Genomic DNA, 18,357 nt, shown 5'->3' on the forward strand with positions numbered 1-18,357 from the left:
TAATCAAACCAACTAGATGAGCCAAACTCTCTCTTAGTTTAGGCCGCTCTTGGACCCAAAAACTCTGACGACGGACACAAGTCACCACCTTGCCGATGGTGAACGGCTGATGCCGCCTTCACCCGTGTCATGTGCAAAGCCACCCTGCCGCGCACCGGCGTTCAAGGCCTGAATTGCATTGGCGGAAAGCGAGCCAAAACTCATCGCCGATATGTTGTAAATCGAAGCATCGTAGGGCTGAGTGCATTTACTTCCGCCGATCCTCACCCGGAAATCACTGTCGGTGATATGCTTCGGCATGGCAGAGTGTGTTACCCAAGCATAACCGGACTCGTATACGTGTTCGGATGTGCCAAAAGGTTTTTTGTCCTCGACGCCTTTTGCCCTCTGATAGACCAGACTGCGGGTTTCCCGGCTGAAGGGTTCTTCATCTTGATCGCTCTCAAGAAGATACTGTCGAATTTCAGGGCGGATGGCCTCCATAAGATAGCGGATATGACCGATAATAGGATAGTTCCGTAATACGGCGTGCCGAGGTTGGATAAGGTCATAAACGCCAAGAGCAAGCAAAGCCGAGAAGACCGTAAATAGTATTGCCGCCCAGCCGGAATGGGTCATTACAGCGACATATCCGAAGGTCAGAGCTGCTAGAAAAGCCGTGGCGAGCAGAGTGTAGCGTACGCGGAAATAGGTCATATCATGATAAGCCTTTGCTAATGTCATTCAGCAGATCGAATGGTCAAACCACCTTGTAGCCCAGATACTCACTCTTTCAAACTGTTGCACGCTCCACCGTTCAACAAACGGCAATGCTTTTGCGCGAAAGCATAGTTAACGTCAGTTCATGTGAAGGGAAGCTGGCGCTGCGAAACGCTGAGAGTTTTGATAACGGGCTGGACGCACGAGCGCCCAGCCCCTCAATCTCAGGTAGCAAATTTAATTGAAGTCAGTTCGTTTTCCGCATCCCGCAGAATAACGGTAGAGAACTCCGGAGTTGCAGAATAAATTACCAGATGGCGTCCGATGATATAGGCGTCGCTGTGGATCACCCATGGCCCCATATGAATTCCATAGCCATAAGGAATGTGGAATGCTGAAACCCGTTTAATGCCGTCATCGCCCATTTTCCCTATGATCAAATATCCGCCATTGTTGTGCTCAAGTGGCATATGAAAATGGGGGCGATCGTGAACTTCAAGATAAGCCCCGCCGCCCAGTTCTTCGCGCAGCAGGTAATTTTGGGGGTAATCATGACCAACCGATGTGACGGTTACAGGCAGGTTCCCTGTCGATTCAAATCTCACAGGGTTGCCAGATTTGACGAGCCAACTTCCGTAATAGGCCAGATGCTCAGCGGTTGTTTCTGCGACCGGAATTACGATTTCGGTTTTACCGCTTGAATGAACGTAGCGTCCGTTCCCGCCCAGAATGTTGGAGCTATCATTGGTGTAGTTGATAGCTTCATCCCACTGGCCGTCCAGAACTAGATGGGGCGGTTGAACCGGTTTCGGCCTTGGGGCCGGCCCCTCATCTGAGGGTACGAAGCCTTCGTCTATCGAAACGCGGTAATTTTTCCCAGGTTCGCAATGGCTGAGGAAGTTCTCGGTTTTCATATAGGCCGTGGGCGTCGTGCCCAGTCGGTTGACCATCAAGACTGGGATTGCCGCAATCAGGTCATCGGGCATGGCACGAGTGCTGGCCAACGCATCAATCTTCAAGGGTGAGTAGTCTTGCAGTGTCATTATGAATAGTCCTTTCATGCTACGTCGGTCCCGCAGCTTTGGCGCTGCAAGGGCCGGTTAAAAGTGAACTTCAGTCCGATTGCGTTTTGGCTTGTAGCATGGGCTTGCGGAAAAGGCCGATACCGAGCATTGCGAAGAGCATTGCGACAAGCGGATTCATCCAGTTTAACAGCGCCCAAGGGGCATATTCGATAACGTCGACCCCTAATGTCGTGGCGAAGAACGCACCACCCGTTGTCCACGGGATCAGCGTCGTCGTCAGTGTTGCTCCTTCTTCAAGCGAACGCGATAGAACGCGCCGGTCAACTTCGGCCTTGTCATATGCTGGGCCGAACAACTGGCCACCGAGGACGATCGACATATAGGCTTCGCCCATCGTCATGTTTCCGGCGAGGCAGGCAACAATCGTCGAGGTAACCAGGCCAAACGCTGATTTCACCCGCGAAACGATCGTCTCGATCAAGACACGTAGGAAACCGAATGTATTCAGTATACCACCCAAGGCCAAGGCCATCAGGGCCAGAGCCAGTGTCCACATCATCGATGTGATACCTCCGCGGGCAAGCAGATTGTCTAGAGTTTCAACGCCCGTGTTGCCGGTGCCGCCGCCGCCATAAAGCGCATTGAGTACGCTCACCGGATCAGCGCCTTGCATGACGATCGCAATCAAAACTGCAGATGCAGCCGCAGCGATCATTGCCGGTTCCGCGGCGACGCTCATGAGAATCAGGGCGATCATGACCACAAAAGGTAGTAGACAGAGAAGATTGACAGCATATGTCGATTCGAGTGCGCCCATCAGGTTTTCGAGGCGCTCTATAGGCAATGCGTGATCCGCGTATTGCATACTGATCACCGAGAATACGACGAGCACGATTAGCAGCGTCGGTATGGTCGTGTAGGTCATCGATTTGATGTGCGCGTAAAGACTCGTCTCGGCCGACATTGCTGCAAGGTTGGTCGTATCCGAGACAGGTGACATTTTGTCCCCGAAGCTGGCCCCCGACACAACGGCGCCAGCCACAATTGGTAGCGGGATACCCATAGCCTCGCCAATTCCGATGAGTACGATACCGGCCGTGCCGACGGTGCCCCAACTTGTACCTGTCGCGATCGACATAAAGATACAGAGAATAACACCGGCTGGCAGAAAGACCGCAGGAGATATGAACTGCAGCCCGTAGTAAATGAGCGCTCCGACCGTGCCGGACTGGATAAACGAAGCAATCAGCACGCCGATCAATATGAATATATAGATTGCACCGAAGGCTCCAGAAATGCCGCCGTTCATTGCCGCGCGGATTTCATCAAACCCGCTTCTTTTGAGAAACCACGCGCTGCTGGCAGCAATGATCAGACAGATAAGCATCAAGCTGTGCAGGCTAACGCCGAAGCCAAACAAACCAGTGCCGATTACAAGCACGATGGCGCTAAAAGTTAGAGCCGCCTGCGCGAAAGTCGGGTCTTTTTCAGTATATTCCATTGGTCTCCCCTTTTAGTTTGGGAGTTACCTAAAGGTTAGGTTGAGAAAAAACATACATATATTTTTCCGATATGATTAGATTTTGCTAATATGTTTGCGTACCGCAGGTGGATATGCTTGAAATAATAACACGTTAACTAACCGCAGTCTTGGAGCATTATGCAGAGATTTTTGTTGCCATCAGAGAAGGCATTTCGCGTATTCGAGGCGTGCGCGTCGAAAAACAGCTTCACAGCTGCGGCAGAGGCACTGGGTATCACGCAAAGCGCAGCCAGCCAGCAGATCAAACAGCTCGAGCAACGACTGGGCGTCAGATTATTTCGAAAGGAAGGGCGCGGTGTTGTCCTCACTCCGGCCGGGCATAGCATTCTCAAGGCGCAAAGAAACGCCTTCGAGAGTCTATGGCAAGCCATAGAAAACACACGTGAGCAGGAAGAAAGCCTGGAAGTTACGCTCCAAGTGCTTCCGGGTTTTTGCGTTCGCTGGCTCCTCCCCCGCCTGTCCAACTTCTCCCGGAAACATCCGGAGGTAGATGTTACGATAGTGACTGATGCCGGTAGTTCCAGCTTCGAGAATTCCTTTGCTGATTTGACAATTTCGTATGACATGAGCAGAGCGTCTGGCTGGCTTGCACAGGAAGCCCTGTTCCCGGTAGCTTCTCCGGCTTTTGCGGCGCGGCACGGGCTTGCTGGGATTTCGTCCGATGCGCTCCTTGCCAAGCTTCCCGAGCTGCCGCTACTAGGAGACACTTCGACATTAATCAGTGACACTTGGAGGCAGTGGGCGGGACAATATGATACCTCGATTTCGGTTGGGGAGCTTCGACGCTTCCCGCAGTCGAACATGAGTTTGCTGCTGGCCGAGCATGGTCAGGGCATTGCTATGGGGCGTAGTTTTCTGGTTCTGGATGCGCTGGTGTCCGGCACGCTTGTGGAGCTTGAAGGCCTTCGCGTGCAATCTGCAGCAGGATATACACTTAGACATAATCCTGACCGGATCTATAGTAGGGGTTGCAAGTTGTTCGAGCAATGGCTCGTCAATCGGGTGACCAAAGACCTGCAGTGTTGTCAGGTTGTCTAGCCCCCTTTTTCGGGACCACTAATTTTGCTGTTCTCTAATAAGGTTTCTGGCACCGGAGGGCGCATACCTAATGCATGATGGGGCCTGATCCGATTGTATTGCTTGAGCCAAACATTGATCGCGACCTGCGCCTGTCTTGTGCTGTGGAACCACTCTGCATTCGGAACGTTGAGGATCTGCTGCATGAGCGGGGCATCGACGTCAGCCACGAAACTATCCGTTTCTGGCAGAACAGATTTGGTCCAATTTTTTCTGGAGAAATACGTAAAAGGCGTGCCCAGCAGTTGCGGGCGCATTCAAACTGGCAGTGGCACTTGGACGAAATTTTCGTGAAGATAAACGGCGAGACGCATTATCTTTGGCGGGCAGTAGATCAGGAAGGGGAAATCTTGGAAAGATTCGTCACAAAACGCCGTGATCGTAAAGCGGCGTTGAAACTCCTAAGAAAATCAATGAAGCGTTACGAGATCATCAAGTTGCGGGATACTTCCCTTCGGGGTATGCATTCGTATGACCAAGCCCAAGCAATCTGGCGCCTTCTCGGGCCATCGGTTTCCTCCTGAGATTATTGCATACGCCGTCTGGGCCTATCATCGATTTCCCATGAGTTTGCGCGATGTCGAGGACTTGCTGGCCGCACGCGGAATTACGGTCAACTACGAGTCCATCCGCGCTTGGGTAGCGAAATTCGGATCTCAGTATGCCACGGTGATCCGCCGAGATCGACCCAAAGTGGCGGATAAATGGCACCTGGACGAAGTCGGTCTTCCGATAAACGGCAAGAAGTATTGGCTATGGCGGGCTGTCGACAGCAAAGGCGACGTGCTAGATATTCTCGTCCAAGCTCGGCGCAACAAACGGGCCGCAGACCGGTTTTTCCGCAAGCTATTCAAGGCGTTTGGCGAACCACGAGTCGTTACAGATAAACTCCGAAGCTACGGAGCAGCTCTGAAGAAGCTTGCTCCGGGAAACGAGCATCGCAGCCATAAGGGTCTCAACAATCGATCCGAAGGGTCACATAGGCCGACCCGACGGCGAGAAAAGATCATGGGTCGGTTCAAATCCCCCCGGCAGGCTCAGCAGTTCATATCCGTCCACGACCAAGTCCAAACCGTCTTCCGCCCGCGCCGCCACACCCTTTCAGCCACTTGCTACCGTCAGTCCAGAGCCGACGCCCATTGGATCTGGGACGACATCACGCGAGAGCTGAAAGCTGCTTGATATCCGGCACCCAGGCTATCGTTGCGATAGATCGCCGACAACTTGACAATGCCCGGAGCCGTCCACACATGACAGCGCCCCTGTATACAGCTTCAATTTTCGTTTCATCCCAGTTTGATTTGCCTTCTGGTTATTAAGACTTGACTATTTCAAGCTTAAAAGACTTATTGATGCAAATGCATGTAATTTAAGGGTGGGCGATAGATTTGCACGCAAGATTAAGCACACTATTTGCGATTTCCGGAGCCATTGCGGCGGCGGGTTTTGGACTGCTTGCTGTAATGGTCGTAATGGATATTTTCATCCGCAACCTAGGTTTAGCCAAATGGCCTTGGCTCAATGAACTGACAGAATATCTGTTGACCATTTCTACTTTTGGTGGAGCACCATGGGTGCTGCGTCAGACGGGGCATGTCAATGTTGATATCCTGCTGCGCGTCGTGTCATCGTCCGCCGCCATTGTCCTCGTGCGCGCTTCTTATGCGCTGGGTCTGGTTATTTCTGTGATCGTTACTTGGCTGGCCGTCTCTGCCGCAATCGAGAGTTCCAAGTCAGGCTCAATTGTATTCAAGAACCTCGTTTTTCCCGAATGGTGGATGATGGTCCCAGTCATTTGGTGTTTCGCGCTGTGCAGTTTTGAGTTTCTGGTGCGCTTTATATCAGGAGATAACCAATGATCTGGTCGCATATCCTTCTGATGATGGTTGGCTTGCTGGCGATTCAATTCGCAATCGGTTTGCCCGTCGCATTTGCCTTCCTTGGCGCCAACCTTATTGGCGCCTGGATTTTCCTAGGAGGTGAAGCAGGGCTGGTGCAGTTGGTGCGCAATGCATCCGGCTCTGTCAATTCCTTCGCATTGGCGCCAATCCCGCTATTTGTCTTGATGGGTGAACTATTGTTTCACACTGGTTTGGCTTACAGGGCAATTGACGCCGTAGAAAAACTGCTGGTGCGTTTGCCCGCTCGGCTAGCCTGTGTAACTGTCGTTGGAGGCACGACTTTTGCTGCGCTTTCAGGGTCTTCGATCGCCAATACAGCAATGCTGGGCGGAACGCTTTCACAGGACATGTTGCGCCGTGGTTACTCTCCCACGCTGACTTTCGGGCCTGCTATGGCCGTTGGTGGAATTGCAGTGTTGATTCCGCCTTCAGCTCTGGCGGTGATGCTCGGATCATTATCGGGGATATCCATATCACAACTCCTGATTGGAGGACTCCTCCCAGGCTTGCTGATGGCCCTGCTCTTTCTGGTGTTTGTAATCATGACCGCAATCCTGTCACCGGGTAGCGCTCCCCGCGAAGATAAAGCAGTGGTTCTAAGCAAACGGGAGCGCTATGTTCCTTTTTTACGGGATGTTGTGCCACTGTCCGGGATATTTATTGCTGTAATCGGGAGCATGCTTTCGGGCATTGCTACCCCGACAGAAGCGGCGGCACTCGGCTCGGTTGCCGCGCTGATTGCAACAATCGCCTATCGCAAACTCACCTTAACTAATTTGGTCAAATCATTGACGGAAACAGCGAAGGTTTCGATTTCAATCCTCTTTATCATTGTCGCATCGATGACATTCTCACAGATTTTGTCCTTTTCGGGTGCCACGTCGGGCTTCATGCAAGTCATCCGCGAAGTTGACCCAACGCCAATCGTCCTGATTGTCACAATGTTGGCCATCATCTTAATTATGGGATGTCTGATCGACCAGATTTCTATCATGATGATAACCTTGCCTTTCTTTATGCCCATTGCTCATTCTGTCGGAATTGATCCTGTCTGGTTGGGCCTGATGATGCTGGTTGCTATTGAGCTGGGCCTGCTGACGCCGCCCTTTGGCCTATTGTTAATGGTGATGCAGGGGGCCAGCCGCCAAACCCCGCTTCTACAGATATACAAGGCAGCTGTTCCCTTTATTTTGATCGAACTAGCAGTGCTGGCATTGATGTTAATTGTGCCCGAAATAACGATGTTCTTGCCATCTCTGCTTCAATGATAACCACAACAAACCAACAGGAGAATAATAATGACTTTCAATGCGATGAAATATGCACTGGCCACAGCTGTGGCAGTGTCTGGCCTCAGCAGTGCTGCCCAAGCAGACGAAGTAGCGCTTCGTTCCGTGTCGGCATTTCAGCTTGGTACAGTTTTCTATGAGCCATTCGAGCGCTTCGTGGAGCGTGTGAATGAAAATGGCAAGGGTATCGTGCAGATCGAGGTGATTGGCGGACCCGAGGCCATGCCGCCCTTCGAAGTAGGTAACGCCCTTCGCGGCGGGATCATTGACCTTGCAAACACAACTGCCGTCTTTCATGCGAACCTCGTACCGGAGGGGCTCGCCATGACATTGACCAACCTATCAATGGAAGAGTTGCGGGAAAACGGTGGTTATGATCTGCTTGACCAGCTGCACCGAGATAAAGCCAAAATTCACTGGTTGGGGCGTTTAACGCAAAACATCCAATATTACATCTATTTGTCAGAACTGCCCGATGATGTCGATTTTGATGCGCTGAAGATCCGCTCCGCGCCCACCTATCAAGCGTTTTTTACCGGACTCGGAATAACACCGGTACAGACTGCTCCTGGCGAAGTGTTCACTGCACTGGAGCGCGGCACAATCGACGGCTATGCTTGGCCATCTCTGGGGGTTTTTGACCTTGGTTGGCAAGAAAAGACTGCAGCGCGGATCGAACCTGGCTTTAACCAGGTTGAAACGGGCGTTTATTTCAGCGAAGCCAGCTGGGAAAAACTTACTCAAGAGCAGCAGGATTTCCTCACCGAACAGATGGTTGCATTTGAGAGCGAGGCGAACCGCTACAATGAGTTTGCGAATGCAGAATTCGCCCGTCAGGCAGAGTATGGCATTGCGACCGTCGAGCTTGAAGGCGAGCAGTTGGACAACTTTGTAAAAATGTCAAACGAAGAAGGTTGGAAGCCAGTGATGGCAGCAAGCCCGGAAGCTGGGCAGAAACTACGCGACCTTTTGGTAAAATAAAATTGTGGCGGCGCAAACCTCTTTGCGCCGCCATTTTCCATGTCACCGAATTTTGCAGGAGAACATCATGAAAATAGCAATCGTCGGCGCTGGTGCGATGGGGTGCCTATTTGCTTGGCAGCTAGTAAAAGCCGGCGCTGATGTGGTGGCGATCGACCCATGGAAAGAACATATCGACGCGATCAGAAGCAACGGACTCGTGGTTGAAAAGGACGGCGGAACACTGAATGTGCCGCTCACTGCTGTGACTTCGCCTGCAGATGTGGGCCCTTGCGATGTTGTCATGTTTTTTGTGAAATACGGCCATACGGCAAAAGCAGCACAAATGGCACTGCCCTTGGTTGGAGACAATACATTGCTTGTGACATTGCAAAATGGCATCGGCAACCCTGAGCTAATTGCTGAAGCTATTCCGGATAATCCTGTCGCCTATGGGCTGACGACCTTAACCAGCGAAATGCTCGGCGCAGGCCGGATTGAGGCTAGCTTCTCTGGTCGTGGCGAAACCTATTTCTGGCGCCAAAATGGACAGCCGGATGCGCGCGACACCGCTCTGCATGATCTGTTGAATAAGGGCGATTATGCTGCAGCATTAGACCCTGAAATCGATCTCCGAATATGGAAAAAGCTGATTATTAATTGCTGTTTTAACCCTATCTGTGGATTGCTCGACTGCAATGTTGGTGAAACGATGGTTGATGAAGAAGCGGCCCTAATTTTTGACGGTTTAATTTCCGAACTTGCCACCATCGCGCATAAAAAAGATATCGATATAACCACGCAATCTGCGCGGGACTATCTGAACGATGTTGGTCGCGATGCTGCGTCACATATCCCGTCGATGACTATCGATCTTCGTGCTGGCAGGATAACTGAAATCGACTGCTTAAACGGTGCGATTGTGCGCGAGGGCGTGCGGCAGGGTATCTCGACACCGACCCACACCCTTGTTTGCAATCTAATCCGCATGCGCGAAAATATCGCTCAGCGGCGAAGCACCAAGGCAGCTTGAGAAAAAATCATGCGACATCCAATCAGCACCCATGACTACCGGTATCTGGCCCGGCGACGTCTGCCCCGTATGGTTTTTGACTTTCTCGAAGGCGGTGCTGAAGATGAAAATGGGCTGATCCACAATCAGACAGCTTTTGATCGCTGGCAGTTCCTACCGCGGCGCCTGATAAATGTCAGTCAACGCAGCCTCCAGACAGAATTGTTTGGAAAACACCACGCTCTGCCGCTTTACCTTTCACCCACCGGACTGAACGGTGTTCTGCGGCCCGGTGCCGATGCGATGCTCGCGCGGGCTGCGGCGGCCAAAGGCATTCCCTTTGCACTTTCGACAGCTTCAAACATGTCAATTGAAGAAATTGCGCGAGCAGGCGATGGTGAAAAGTGGTTCCAATTATATGTTATGAGCCGCGAGGTTGCCGAGGTTATGTGCCGTCGTGCGCTGGATGCTGATTATGACGCCCTGATCCTGACTGTAGATGTGCCGGTAAACGGTTACCGCGAGCGGGACATGCGGTCACGCTTTGGTGTGCCCCCGTCTTATGGTCCTCGCATGTTGATCGACGGTGCATTGCATCCACGATGGTCTATTGATCTTTTGCGCAATGGCATCCCCAAGCTTGCAAATTTTGAAACTTTGGACGCGCCATCACCAGAGTTACAAGCAGCCTTGTTGCAGCGACAGATGGATTCCAGCTTCGATTGGGATGCTTTGGTTGCCCTACGCGACATCTGGCCGAAGCGTTTGATCGTGAAAGGTATAATGCGTAAAGAAGATGCACAGCGGTGCGCTACGCTGGGGGTTGATGCGGTAATCCTGTCAAATCATGGTGGGCGGCAGATAGATGGTTGCGCCGTGCCAGTTGATGTATTGGGTGAAGTTTCAGAGGCGGTCGATATACCGGTTCTGGTTGACAGTGGAGTCCGGCGAGGTTCTGATGCGATCAAATGTCTGTGCCGGGGTGCGGCCATGATTGGAATCGGACGAGCGGCGCTATACGCGGTAGCTGCGCGTGGACAGTTGGGTGTTGAACATCTTCTCGAAATCTTGATAGATGAAATGGACAGGACGCTTGCTTTAGTCGGTTCACGTTCCCCATCGGAGCTAACACCTGACTTGCTTCTCGATGCAGAAAATCGCGACTTCTAAGAAAAACGCTCTTCAAGTGGCCCTGTAAGAGCAAACTGGCTTGAGCCGGGCAGAGCGCTCCCCTTGGCACTGTCAGAAGAAAACTTGTTGAGGCAGGCAGGGTGAGAAATTAGCGTTGCGGTATGACCAAACACAGCCCTTTCCGCTACTTCAAGACGAGCCCAGAGATCATCCGTTTAGCAGTGATGATGTACGTTCGTTTCCCGCTTTCGCTTCGTAATGTGGAGGGTCTTTTGCATGAACTTGGTATCGACATCAGCCACGAAACGGTTCGGTATTGGTGGAGCAGATTTGGCCCGTTGTTTGCCGCAGAGATCGGAAGAAAAGGGTCAGTCAGATGCGCGCCTATTCGAATTGGCAATGGCACTTGGACGAGGTGTTCGTGAAGATCAACGGCGTGACGCACTATCTTTGGCGGGCGATTGATCACGAAGGTGAGGTGCTGGAAAGCTACGTCACGAAACGTCGTGATCGTAAAGCGGCGTTGAAATTCCTCAGAAAGTCAATGAAGCGCTACGGCCAGCCAGAGATCATCGTAACAGACAAACTGAAGTCTTACGGCGCCGCAATGAAAGTCATTGGCAACGTGTCAAAGCAGGAAACGGGGCACCGGCAAAACAACCGGGCCGAAAACTCCCATCTGCCATTTCGACGACGAGAACGCGCCATGCTGCGCTTCAGGCAGATGCGGTCTCTACAGAAATTCGTTGCCGTGCAGTCCTCAATTAACAACCACTTCAACAAGGAACGACACCTTTACTCTCGAGATAACTTCAAACTCAATCGAGATGCCGCTCTTAACGAGTGGCGTTGTCTTTGTGCCTCATAATGGGCAGTGCTATTGCCGTAGCTGAGGCTGGTTCGTATTTGTCTGACAACGCCCATCAGGGCCAGTGGAGGCAATGCCAAAACATGAACAGGCCGGACAGACGACGGTACTGACGAAAATGACCGCAAACATCGCCAGAAAACGCTTGCAATGCAGGAGCCACCCACAGATGCCGTTCACCGACTGGTCAAGATGCTGCGGGCGCAGCCCGCATTGCGGACATTGGTTCTGATTGCATCAATGTAGGGCCAACTTTTTGACAAGTTCGAAGTCTACAAGATGTTGATATCGTGAATATTGGACTGGAACAAAGCATGGGATCTTCAATTGCTCTTTTTGTTGATGGAGACAACATCAGCCCTTGTTTCAGCGAAGAGATAATGGCCTTCGCACGGCAACTGGGGCGTTTAGATGTTGTCCGCGTGTACGGTGGCGCGCATCCGGCCTCGGGATGGATGGAAGCTGCAGGTTTTCGCTTTATCCATGCAGGGCCAGGAAAGAACGGTGCAGATATTCTACTTTCCATCGACGCCATCGAGGCCTGCCAAGCCAATGAGATAAAAGCATTCGTCATAGCAACGTCAGACGGGGATTTTTCCCATCTTGCTTACCGACTTCGTGAACGAGGGTGTGAGGTGTATGGTCTTGGCGAAGACAAGGCACCAGTCTTGTTCCGTGCGGCCTGTACCGAATTCTCGACCGTGGCCTCAAAGGGTAGTGCCATGCCAGCAAATTCAACAATCCAGCAACGCTTTAGCCCAACTAAGCTAGACGAAAAAATCCGCGCAATGATCGCCATTCACAGCAAAAAAGGATCTGGAATGCGGATTTCGGAATTGGCACCTAAAATGCATTCTTCGCATGGCGTGAAGATCAGCTCACATGTCGAGCGGACCTGGCGCGCCTATCTCTCGAAGCGCCCAGAACTCTATCAGCTTGACCCACGGGGGCCGGAGGCCAAGGTTAGATTTGTGCCTCAAGGTTTTGATAACTGAGAGAACGGCCCAGAGCAGACAGTCATGAAATATGCAGCGGATGACAGCTTTGGCCCATAAGTCGGATATGGTTTACGTGACGCAAAATTTGTTGAATTCTGCAGACGAGCGGCAGCAACAGGGTTCACAGGTTTCGATAGGTGTGACCAAAATACCGCACAGACCATTGTTTTCCAAAGACGAGCTATTAGACGCTTTCACGACTGCTTTCAAAGACAGAATGTGCCGGAGCTTGAGAATCTCCGGTGCCACAGGCCTCACCGGTAAGATGTCGGCTTTTGGGAAGATCCGAAGGCGCGCTTTTGCGCCTTACCGTCGCAAGCAACTGGCTCAATGAACGCGGCACGGTCGAATGACTGCGCCACCATTGGGGTATGTTGTTTGTTCTTCATGCCCCAGTTTTATGGGGAATACATGGGGAAGAAAATGACCGCACAAAATTTTCTGAAACACATCGCACTGGCTTTTGCCACACTGTGGTGCATCACAGCAGCCACTGAGAAAGCCAGCGCGCAGGCGACAGACACAACGCCGCCACGCATCCAGTCGATCACACGTTATGATCCTGTGGACCAATTTACCAGTGAGACGGAAGTGGTATGGGAAGTGACCTTCACCGAAGATGTCACCGATGTCGATATTGTTGGGGATTTTGTCGTTAGCACATCTATTGGCTCTGTCTCTCCTGGGGCATTCCCTGGGGTTCAAGTCACGCCGAGCGTCTATCGCTTCACGCTGCGGTTCTCTTATCCCGTGACCAATGGAACCGGAAGTGTGCAGCTCGTTCCAAGAGGCACTGCCACCATCTATGACACGGCGGGTAACGCCATGACGGATTTCAGTATCATCGGTGTGAATGAGGCCTACAGTCCCGACAATGTGAACCCGACGCTGTCGATCACCTCTTCGTCCAGCCTCCCAACCAACAACGCGGTTACTCCGCTTACGTTCACCTTTTCCGAAACCGTCACCGGTTTTGATGTGAGCGATCTGACGCTCAGCACCGGCGCCGGCTCTTTCTCGAATTTCAGCGGTAGCGGGACCACATATACTGCGGATCTCACGCTTAGCTCCACCGGGGCGTTTCAGGTCTCCGTTGCGGCCGCGACGGCCATTGACCGGGCCGGAAATTCGAACACCGGCGCGACACTCAATGGCACGCGGGATGTGACGGCGCCGAGCGCTGTGCTCTCCGCAATCCCCACCGAGGTGAACGGCCCCTTCGATGTGACCGTGACCTTCAATGAGGACATGACCGGATTTGCGCTTGGCGATTTCACCGTGGTGAATGGCACGGCGTCGAACCTTCAGGCTGTCTCTGCACAGGTCTACTCTGCCACGATCACGCCTGATGCTGACGGCTCGGTCACCGTGTCGGTCCCCGTGAGTGCTGCAACGGATGCAGCGGGCAATGGCAACACCGCCTCAAACACGGTGAGCACCACAGCGGATGTGACTCGTCCGTCGGTGACGCTCGATGTGCCGACGGGGCTGGTGAACGCGCCCTTCACGCTGACGATGACCTTCTCCGAAGAGGTGACGGGCGTGGCTCTGGGCCACATTGTGGTCAGCAATGGCGCGGCCTCGAATTTGCAGCGAACCAGTGCGACCGTTTACACGGCCACCATCACCCCTGACACGGACGGGGTCGTGACGGTCAATTTTCCCGAGAACGCCGTGACGGATGATGCAGGGCTCGGCAACGAGGCGGCGACGGCTGCGACCAACACCGCCGACCTGACCGATCCGACGCCGACCCTTGCGGCAACGCCGGCCTTCCCGGGCACGCCCTACGCGGTGACGATCAGCTTCGGCGAGGATGTGACCGGTCTGGAATTGAGCGATTTCTCTACCACAAATGTCGATCTCTCCACCTTGTCGGGCAGCGGTGACACCTACACGCTTCAGGCCACAGGGACAGACTTCGCGCAATCGATCCAGCTTGGTGCAAACACGGTTCTCGACGCGGCAGGCAATAACAACGTAGCCTCGAACATCATCTCCGTCGTGCCCGACGGCGTTGCGCCGGGCCTGACGATTTCGGGCGTTCCGGTGTCGATCACGCGTGGCACGAGCTTCGTCGCGACATTTACCTTCACCGAGAATGTCACCGGATTTGAGGCGTCGGATATTTCTATCACGAACGCGGCGATGGGCACGCTCACGGGGAGCGGGTCGGTCTATTCGGCCACCATCACGCCAGACGATCGCGGCGATGTCACTGTCTCCGTTGCAGACGGTGCAGCGCAGGACATGACGGGCGAGCCGTCTGTGGCGGCCTCCGCCGTGGCACAGCTCGACACATCGGCGGAGCAAAGCGAAGCGATTGCGCATTTCTTGCAAGCCCGCTCCCGCAGTCTGATCCAGAACCAGCCGGACGTGTCCCGTTTCGTCACCGGACAGCGCACGGGCAATGCGACCGTTAGTTTCTCTCGCGGAGGCGGCGAGTTCGCTTTGAGTTCCCGCGGGAACGGCCCTTTGTGGATAGCGGTCTCTGGGTCATGGTCGGATAGTGACACCGAAGACATGAGCTATGGCCTCGCGTCTCTCGGCTACCACACCGAGCTTTCTTCGGGCACGATCTTCGGCGCGATGGTGCAATATGACATCGCGGAACAAGAGGACGCGCAGGGAACCACGGTTGAGGGCACAGGTTGGCTCGTCGGGCCGTATTTTGCCTCCCAGATCGGCGATCATCCGTTCTTTGTCGATGGTCGGCTGTTGTTCGGCGAGACCGACAACGACATCACCCTGTCCTCCGGTCAAACGGGGAGCTTCACGGGTGACCGGATGCTGGCCTCCTTGGGGGCGCAGGGGCGCGTCCAGATGGACAAGGGCTGGACCCTCATTCCCAACCTGACGTTGAGCCATGTCAGTGATTCCCAGAACACCTACGTCAGTGGCGGCACAGTTGTTCCGGAGCAAAAGGTGACCCTCACTGAACTTGCCGCCGGTTTGGATTTTGAGGTGCCGATCCTTGTGCCCGAAGGCGATCTGATGCTCGATTTCGGGATTTCCGGAATCTACAGCTACACCAAAGGCAGCGGCGCCGCCAGTGCCTACATCACGGAAGAAGAAGGCTACCGAGGCCGCGTGGATGTCGGTCTGAGCTACGACAACGGAAACGGCTTGAGAACGTCCGGTGCGGCTTTCGTTGACGGTCTGGGCGGCGACACGGATGTATCCAGCTACGGCTTGTCTTTTAAGGTTGCCTTTACGTTCTGATCGGGAGCGCTCCAAAAGGCGAAAAATCCTACGCCCGCTGACCATTGGTTGGCGAGCGTTCTGTTTCGCATATTGCTTAACGTCCGCAGAGCCGACATCTGAAACCTCTGCAGCGAAGGTCGGCAATCCGCCGCCTATCCCTCCTATCCATATGGGACTGATGCGCTAACCGCCACCCCGACGGCATCTTTGCTACGCGGCGAAGGACGCCGATTGCGACAGGTAGCACAGATCAAGGCTGCGGCACCCTGAAGCGGTATTGGTGCATCACAACGACGACATTTGATGGTCCTTTGCAGAAACGCTTGAGCAAATTGGTATCGACAACTCGGGCAGCGTCCGGCTGCGGCACGTGGGATTGCAGATGTGCAAGAGGGGCAATTAAAAGGTAGGTGTAGGGTCATGGCGTCTCTCCGGCCTTGATAAGTTTTGCCGTTATATCGGCGGCGGTTATCCCGGGAGGTGCGCCGTGCTGTTCACAGCATGTAACCACACCTCCCGGGCCGCACATGGATATTGCGCGCTCCTATTCTTGCGTTGGTCATGTTAGGCATCCTGTAGCGCTTCGCGTTCAAAGGTGGCCACCTTAAGAACCTTCAACTCGCGTCGATGCCCGTCCCGCGTCTCCCAATGGAACACGGCATCCTCGGCCAGCCCGATTAGCGCGATCCCGATGGGAGTGATAACTGAAATCCAGCCTTTGGATATATCTGCATCCTGAGGGATGACCAAAGTGATTGTGTGATCCTGTCCGGTCAGTTCATCGCGGTAGGTGACCTCACGGCCGATATCGACGACGTCCGGGCGCAGTCGGGACTGGGACACAATACGCGCGCGACCAAGCTCTTCAACCAGCAGTTCGGCCAGGTCAGTGTTGCGGCGCATCAAGCCTTCGGCCAGCGCCTCCAACTCGGCTAAACGGTTGCTGCTCAACACGATCTTAGGGCGACGTGTTCTACGGGGTTTAGAGGGAGCTGACATAGGGTTTCCTTTTAAATAGATAAAGTCTGTTGCAATGACGAGGGGGGGTGCTGCTAAGGCGTTAAGTGCCGCTGACGTCCAGCACGACGAGGGTTTCGATCCACCCGTCGTCACGCAGCAGAGGCGCTCTTTGCATCTTGCGCATACCCAACATTGTCGCTCCCAGAAATGAGGTAACTGGAATGCAGCCGGCTTTATTACCGGGCACCAAGGTTAGTATACCGCTGCGAGCATTGCCGCCGCTGATCATGTATTTAATACGGCGCCCAGCCATCACGAGGCTTGCGGGTGTAGGTTCGGGAGAGTTTCGGGCCAAACGCAGTTTGTGGCGTAGAAAGCCTTCGATCAACGTCGGGTTTGGGCATTCCGCTGTTAGGTCGAGGCTAAGAAGCCGTTCAATACCGATCCGATCGGCTTGGGTGAGTTGAAAACGGCCCTTTAGCGGCGAGCATTTATGAGATGGCTGATATGGGCTGTCAGTTAGCAGATGCGCAGGATTGATGATGTGCATGGTGATCCCCCAGAAAGGAAAGAAGTCTCAATGAACGATTTGAGAGGCCCCGGGGAAAAAGAAACGCCTAAGCGTTCGCCACCCGGGGAAGGGGGCGGTTTAGAAGCAGAAACCGAAAATGATTCTCATGCATAACCATGAGGCAAGCCTAGCCTTTAGTGGGGAGCTGTCAATACAACTTGAAGTATGCGGTGGCTGTGTGGTGATTGTAGTATGAAGCCATGAAGTCACGCGCGTCTTTTCGACCACATGCGGAGGCATCCAATTGCCGCAAAGTCCGCATGGCGACTAACGGGACTGAAGTCATCTGCCAAACAAACTAGTGTCATGCGATAGAGGATTTTCTGAAGGTAAATGGTGAGTGACGCTACTATTAGCGAGCATTGCCGATCTTCTTGGCGTGTTGGAGCACTCTAAGTTTGAGTTGAATGTCGCGTTCTTGGTTTGTCATGAATACCTCCTCCATCCCAAATCAGGGAAATTACAGGAAGTGTCCGAGAGTCCGTACATATCTACAGGCAGGAGTAAGTGTGGCTAGCGATGGTTTGCCGCCGTGGTTTGTTTAAACGAGGCATAAGAGATTAGGTTGACAGCTCATTTATCGAATGTCACCGGAGGAGGATGCATGACCATGGAGCCAACCTGTCAAATTCATCAACCAGTACCAGATTAGTTTTTATCCAAATCAATTTCGCCTTTATAAAGGCTGCGTAATGTTGCGACCATAGTTTCGAACGATTGATCCAATGCTATATTTGTGTTGTCGGTCGAGGAAATATAAATGGATTTCCCCCTCGGTTCGCGCCTCAGAAAGCCGCTTTCCACCAAGGTGCCGATTTTCCTATGAAGGGTGCTTATGGGAAGACCGAGAACTTCAGACAGAGCGGAAAGGTCATACAGTTTCCCCTGTAGCTTGCCCTGCACCACTGTTCGAATAATCAGGCAATCAACGGGCTTGCCCCACATTCCGGTTTCCATTGCATAAAAACGGTTGAGGCATTCTATGATTTGCGCTTGCACAACAGTCCGTATGGCCGCGGATTGTTGATTACTCTCTTCCTCATCATTCACCATTTCTTTGCGCTCCCTTTAAATGCCTGCACGACGCTGAGTTTCCAGTTTGGAAAGGTCCGTGCTTGG

General features: G+C 53.2%; 15 protein-coding genes and 3 pseudogenes. 11 read left to right on the plus strand and 7 right to left on the minus strand.

The window, feature by feature from the left end:
- Nucleotides 1-77 precede the first annotated feature (77 nt).
- The 3 genes and pseudogenes from OE750_RS06330 to nhaC form a co-directional block, all read right to left on the minus strand.
- A pseudogene (locus OE750_RS06330) lies at nt 78-618 on the minus strand (glutamate synthase-related protein); the annotation flags it as partial.
- Nucleotides 619-923: 305 nt separating this feature from the next.
- A complete protein-coding gene (locus OE750_RS06335) occupies nt 924-1,742 on the minus strand; it encodes a hypothetical protein (protein ID WP_263762646.1) in 819 nt (272 codons plus the stop codon).
- Between the two features lie 70 nt (nt 1,743-1,812).
- Nucleotides 1,813-3,225: a Na+/H+ antiporter NhaC gene (gene nhaC / locus OE750_RS06340; protein WP_263762648.1), complete on the minus strand. Its 1,413-nt coding sequence runs from the start codon at nt 3,223-3,225 to the stop codon at nt 1,813-1,815.
- A 159-nt stretch (nt 3,226-3,384) separates the two neighbouring features.
- Between nhaC and OE750_RS06345 the strand changes: the two genes are divergently transcribed.
- Complete coding sequence (locus tag OE750_RS06345; RefSeq protein WP_263762650.1) at nt 3,385-4,305, plus strand: LysR family transcriptional regulator; 921 nt, start codon at nt 3,385-3,387, stop codon at nt 4,303-4,305.
- Here the strand turns inward: OE750_RS06345 and OE750_RS18185 are convergent.
- On the minus strand, nt 4,302-4,490 hold the full coding sequence (locus OE750_RS18185) for an integrase core domain-containing protein (RefSeq protein ID WP_412176205.1): 189 nt from the start codon (nt 4,488-4,490) through the stop codon (nt 4,302-4,304). The two genes, OE750_RS06345 and OE750_RS18185, sit on opposite strands and share 4 nt — an antisense overlap.
- Here OE750_RS18185 and OE750_RS06350 point away from each other — a divergent pair.
- The 10 genes and pseudogenes from OE750_RS06350 to OE750_RS06395 form a co-directional block, all read left to right on the plus strand.
- Nucleotides 4,455-4,769 (plus strand): annotated as a pseudogene (locus OE750_RS06350) (IS6 family transposase); the annotation flags it as partial. The gene OE750_RS18185 and the pseudogene OE750_RS06350 sit on opposite strands and share 36 nt — an antisense overlap.
- Nucleotides 4,770-4,815: 46 nt before the next feature.
- Nucleotides 4,816-5,526: an IS6 family transposase gene (locus tag OE750_RS06355; protein WP_263762652.1), complete on the plus strand. Its 711-nt coding sequence runs from the start codon at nt 4,816-4,818 to the stop codon at nt 5,524-5,526.
- Nucleotides 5,527-5,732: 206 nt separating this feature from the next.
- Nucleotides 5,733-6,203, plus strand: coding sequence for a TRAP transporter small permease (locus OE750_RS06360; protein ID WP_263762653.1), 471 nt, complete (start codon nt 5,733-5,735; stop codon nt 6,201-6,203).
- Nucleotides 6,200-7,513 carry a TRAP transporter large permease gene (locus OE750_RS06365; RefSeq protein WP_263762655.1) on the plus strand — a complete coding sequence of 438 codons (1,314 nt, stop codon included), beginning with the start codon at nt 6,200-6,202 and terminating at the stop codon, nt 7,511-7,513. The genes OE750_RS06360 and OE750_RS06365 overlap by 4 nt, the downstream gene beginning before the upstream one ends.
- A gap of 30 nt (nt 7,514-7,543) precedes the next feature.
- On the plus strand, nt 7,544-8,515 hold the full coding sequence (dctP, locus tag OE750_RS06370; RefSeq protein WP_263762657.1) for a TRAP transporter substrate-binding protein DctP: 972 nt from the start codon (nt 7,544-7,546) through the stop codon (nt 8,513-8,515).
- A 67-nt stretch (nt 8,516-8,582) separates the two neighbouring features.
- Nucleotides 8,583-9,527: a ketopantoate reductase family protein gene (locus tag OE750_RS06375; RefSeq protein ID WP_263762659.1), complete on the plus strand. Its 945-nt coding sequence runs from the start codon at nt 8,583-8,585 to the stop codon at nt 9,525-9,527.
- 9 nt (nt 9,528-9,536) lie between these two features.
- On the plus strand, nt 9,537-10,676 hold the full coding sequence (locus tag OE750_RS06380; RefSeq protein ID WP_263762661.1) for an alpha-hydroxy-acid oxidizing protein: 1,140 nt from the start codon (nt 9,537-9,539) through the stop codon (nt 10,674-10,676).
- A 122-nt stretch (nt 10,677-10,798) separates the two neighbouring features.
- Nucleotides 10,799-11,505 (plus strand): annotated as a pseudogene (locus OE750_RS06385) (IS6 family transposase).
- A gap of 290 nt (nt 11,506-11,795) precedes the next feature.
- On the plus strand, nt 11,796-12,500 hold the full coding sequence (locus OE750_RS06390; protein ID WP_263762663.1) for an NYN domain-containing protein: 705 nt from the start codon (nt 11,796-11,798) through the stop codon (nt 12,498-12,500).
- 426 nt (nt 12,501-12,926) lie between these two features.
- Nucleotides 12,927-15,725, plus strand: coding sequence for an Ig-like domain-containing protein (locus OE750_RS06395; RefSeq protein ID WP_263762665.1), 2,799 nt, complete (start codon nt 12,927-12,929; stop codon nt 15,723-15,725).
- A 546-nt stretch (nt 15,726-16,271) separates the two neighbouring features.
- Here OE750_RS06395 and rnk read toward each other — a convergent pair.
- The 3 genes from rnk to OE750_RS06410 form a co-directional block, all read right to left on the minus strand.
- Entirely contained in the window at nt 16,272-16,706 is a 435-nt protein-coding gene (gene rnk, locus OE750_RS06400) for a nucleoside diphosphate kinase regulator (protein WP_263762667.1), read from the minus strand.
- Nucleotides 16,707-16,767: 61 nt separating this feature from the next.
- Nucleotides 16,768-17,217, minus strand: a complete 450-nt coding sequence (locus tag OE750_RS06405) for a hypothetical protein (RefSeq protein ID WP_263762669.1) — start codon at nt 17,215-17,217, stop codon at nt 16,768-16,770.
- Nucleotides 17,218-17,886: 669 nt separating this feature from the next.
- The gene (locus tag OE750_RS06410; protein ID WP_263762671.1) at nt 17,887-18,291 is read right to left on the minus strand and encodes a helix-turn-helix domain-containing protein; all 405 of its coding nucleotides are present in this window, start codon (nt 18,289-18,291) and stop codon (nt 17,887-17,889) included.
- Between the last annotated feature and the right edge of the window lie 66 nt (nt 18,292-18,357).

Source organism: Lentibacter sp. XHP0401, from assembly GCF_025751535.1.
In the GTDB taxonomy this organism is placed as follows: Bacteria; Pseudomonadota; Alphaproteobacteria; order Rhodobacterales; family Rhodobacteraceae; genus Lentibacter.

What these genes read in the sequence shown, in the direction of transcription:
- OE750_RS06355 (WP_263762652.1), top strand. Translation starts at nt 4,816, where the DNA reads ATGACCAAGCCCAAGCAATCTGGCGCCTTCTCGGGCCATCGGTTTCCT.
- OE750_RS06395 (WP_263762665.1), top strand. Translation starts at nt 12,927, where the DNA reads ATGACCGCACAAAATTTTCTGAAACACATCGCACTGGCTTTTGCCACA.
- OE750_RS06405 (WP_263762669.1), bottom strand. Translation starts at nt 17,217, where the DNA reads ATGCACATCATCAATCCTGCGCATCTGCTAACTGACAGCCCATATCAG.
- OE750_RS06380 (WP_263762661.1), top strand. Translation starts at nt 9,537, where the DNA reads ATGCGACATCCAATCAGCACCCATGACTACCGGTATCTGGCCCGGCGA.
- OE750_RS06345 (WP_263762650.1), top strand. Translation starts at nt 3,385, where the DNA reads ATGCAGAGATTTTTGTTGCCATCAGAGAAGGCATTTCGCGTATTCGAG.
- OE750_RS06410 (WP_263762671.1), bottom strand. Translation starts at nt 18,291, where the DNA reads ATGGTGAATGATGAGGAAGAGAGTAATCAACAATCCGCGGCCATACGG.
- OE750_RS18185 (WP_412176205.1), bottom strand. Translation starts at nt 4,490, where the DNA reads ATGCAGCAGATCCTCAACGTTCCGAATGCAGAGTGGTTCCACAGCACA.
- OE750_RS06335 (WP_263762646.1), bottom strand. Translation starts at nt 1,742, where the DNA reads ATGACACTGCAAGACTACTCACCCTTGAAGATTGATGCGTTGGCCAGC.
- OE750_RS06365 (WP_263762655.1), top strand. Translation starts at nt 6,200, where the DNA reads ATGATCTGGTCGCATATCCTTCTGATGATGGTTGGCTTGCTGGCGATT.
- OE750_RS06375 (WP_263762659.1), top strand. Translation starts at nt 8,583, where the DNA reads ATGAAAATAGCAATCGTCGGCGCTGGTGCGATGGGGTGCCTATTTGCT.
- rnk (WP_263762667.1), bottom strand. Translation starts at nt 16,706, where the DNA reads ATGTCAGCTCCCTCTAAACCCCGTAGAACACGTCGCCCTAAGATCGTG.
- nhaC (WP_263762648.1), bottom strand. Translation starts at nt 3,225, where the DNA reads ATGGAATATACTGAAAAAGACCCGACTTTCGCGCAGGCGGCTCTAACT.
- dctP (WP_263762657.1), top strand. Translation starts at nt 7,544, where the DNA reads ATGACTTTCAATGCGATGAAATATGCACTGGCCACAGCTGTGGCAGTG.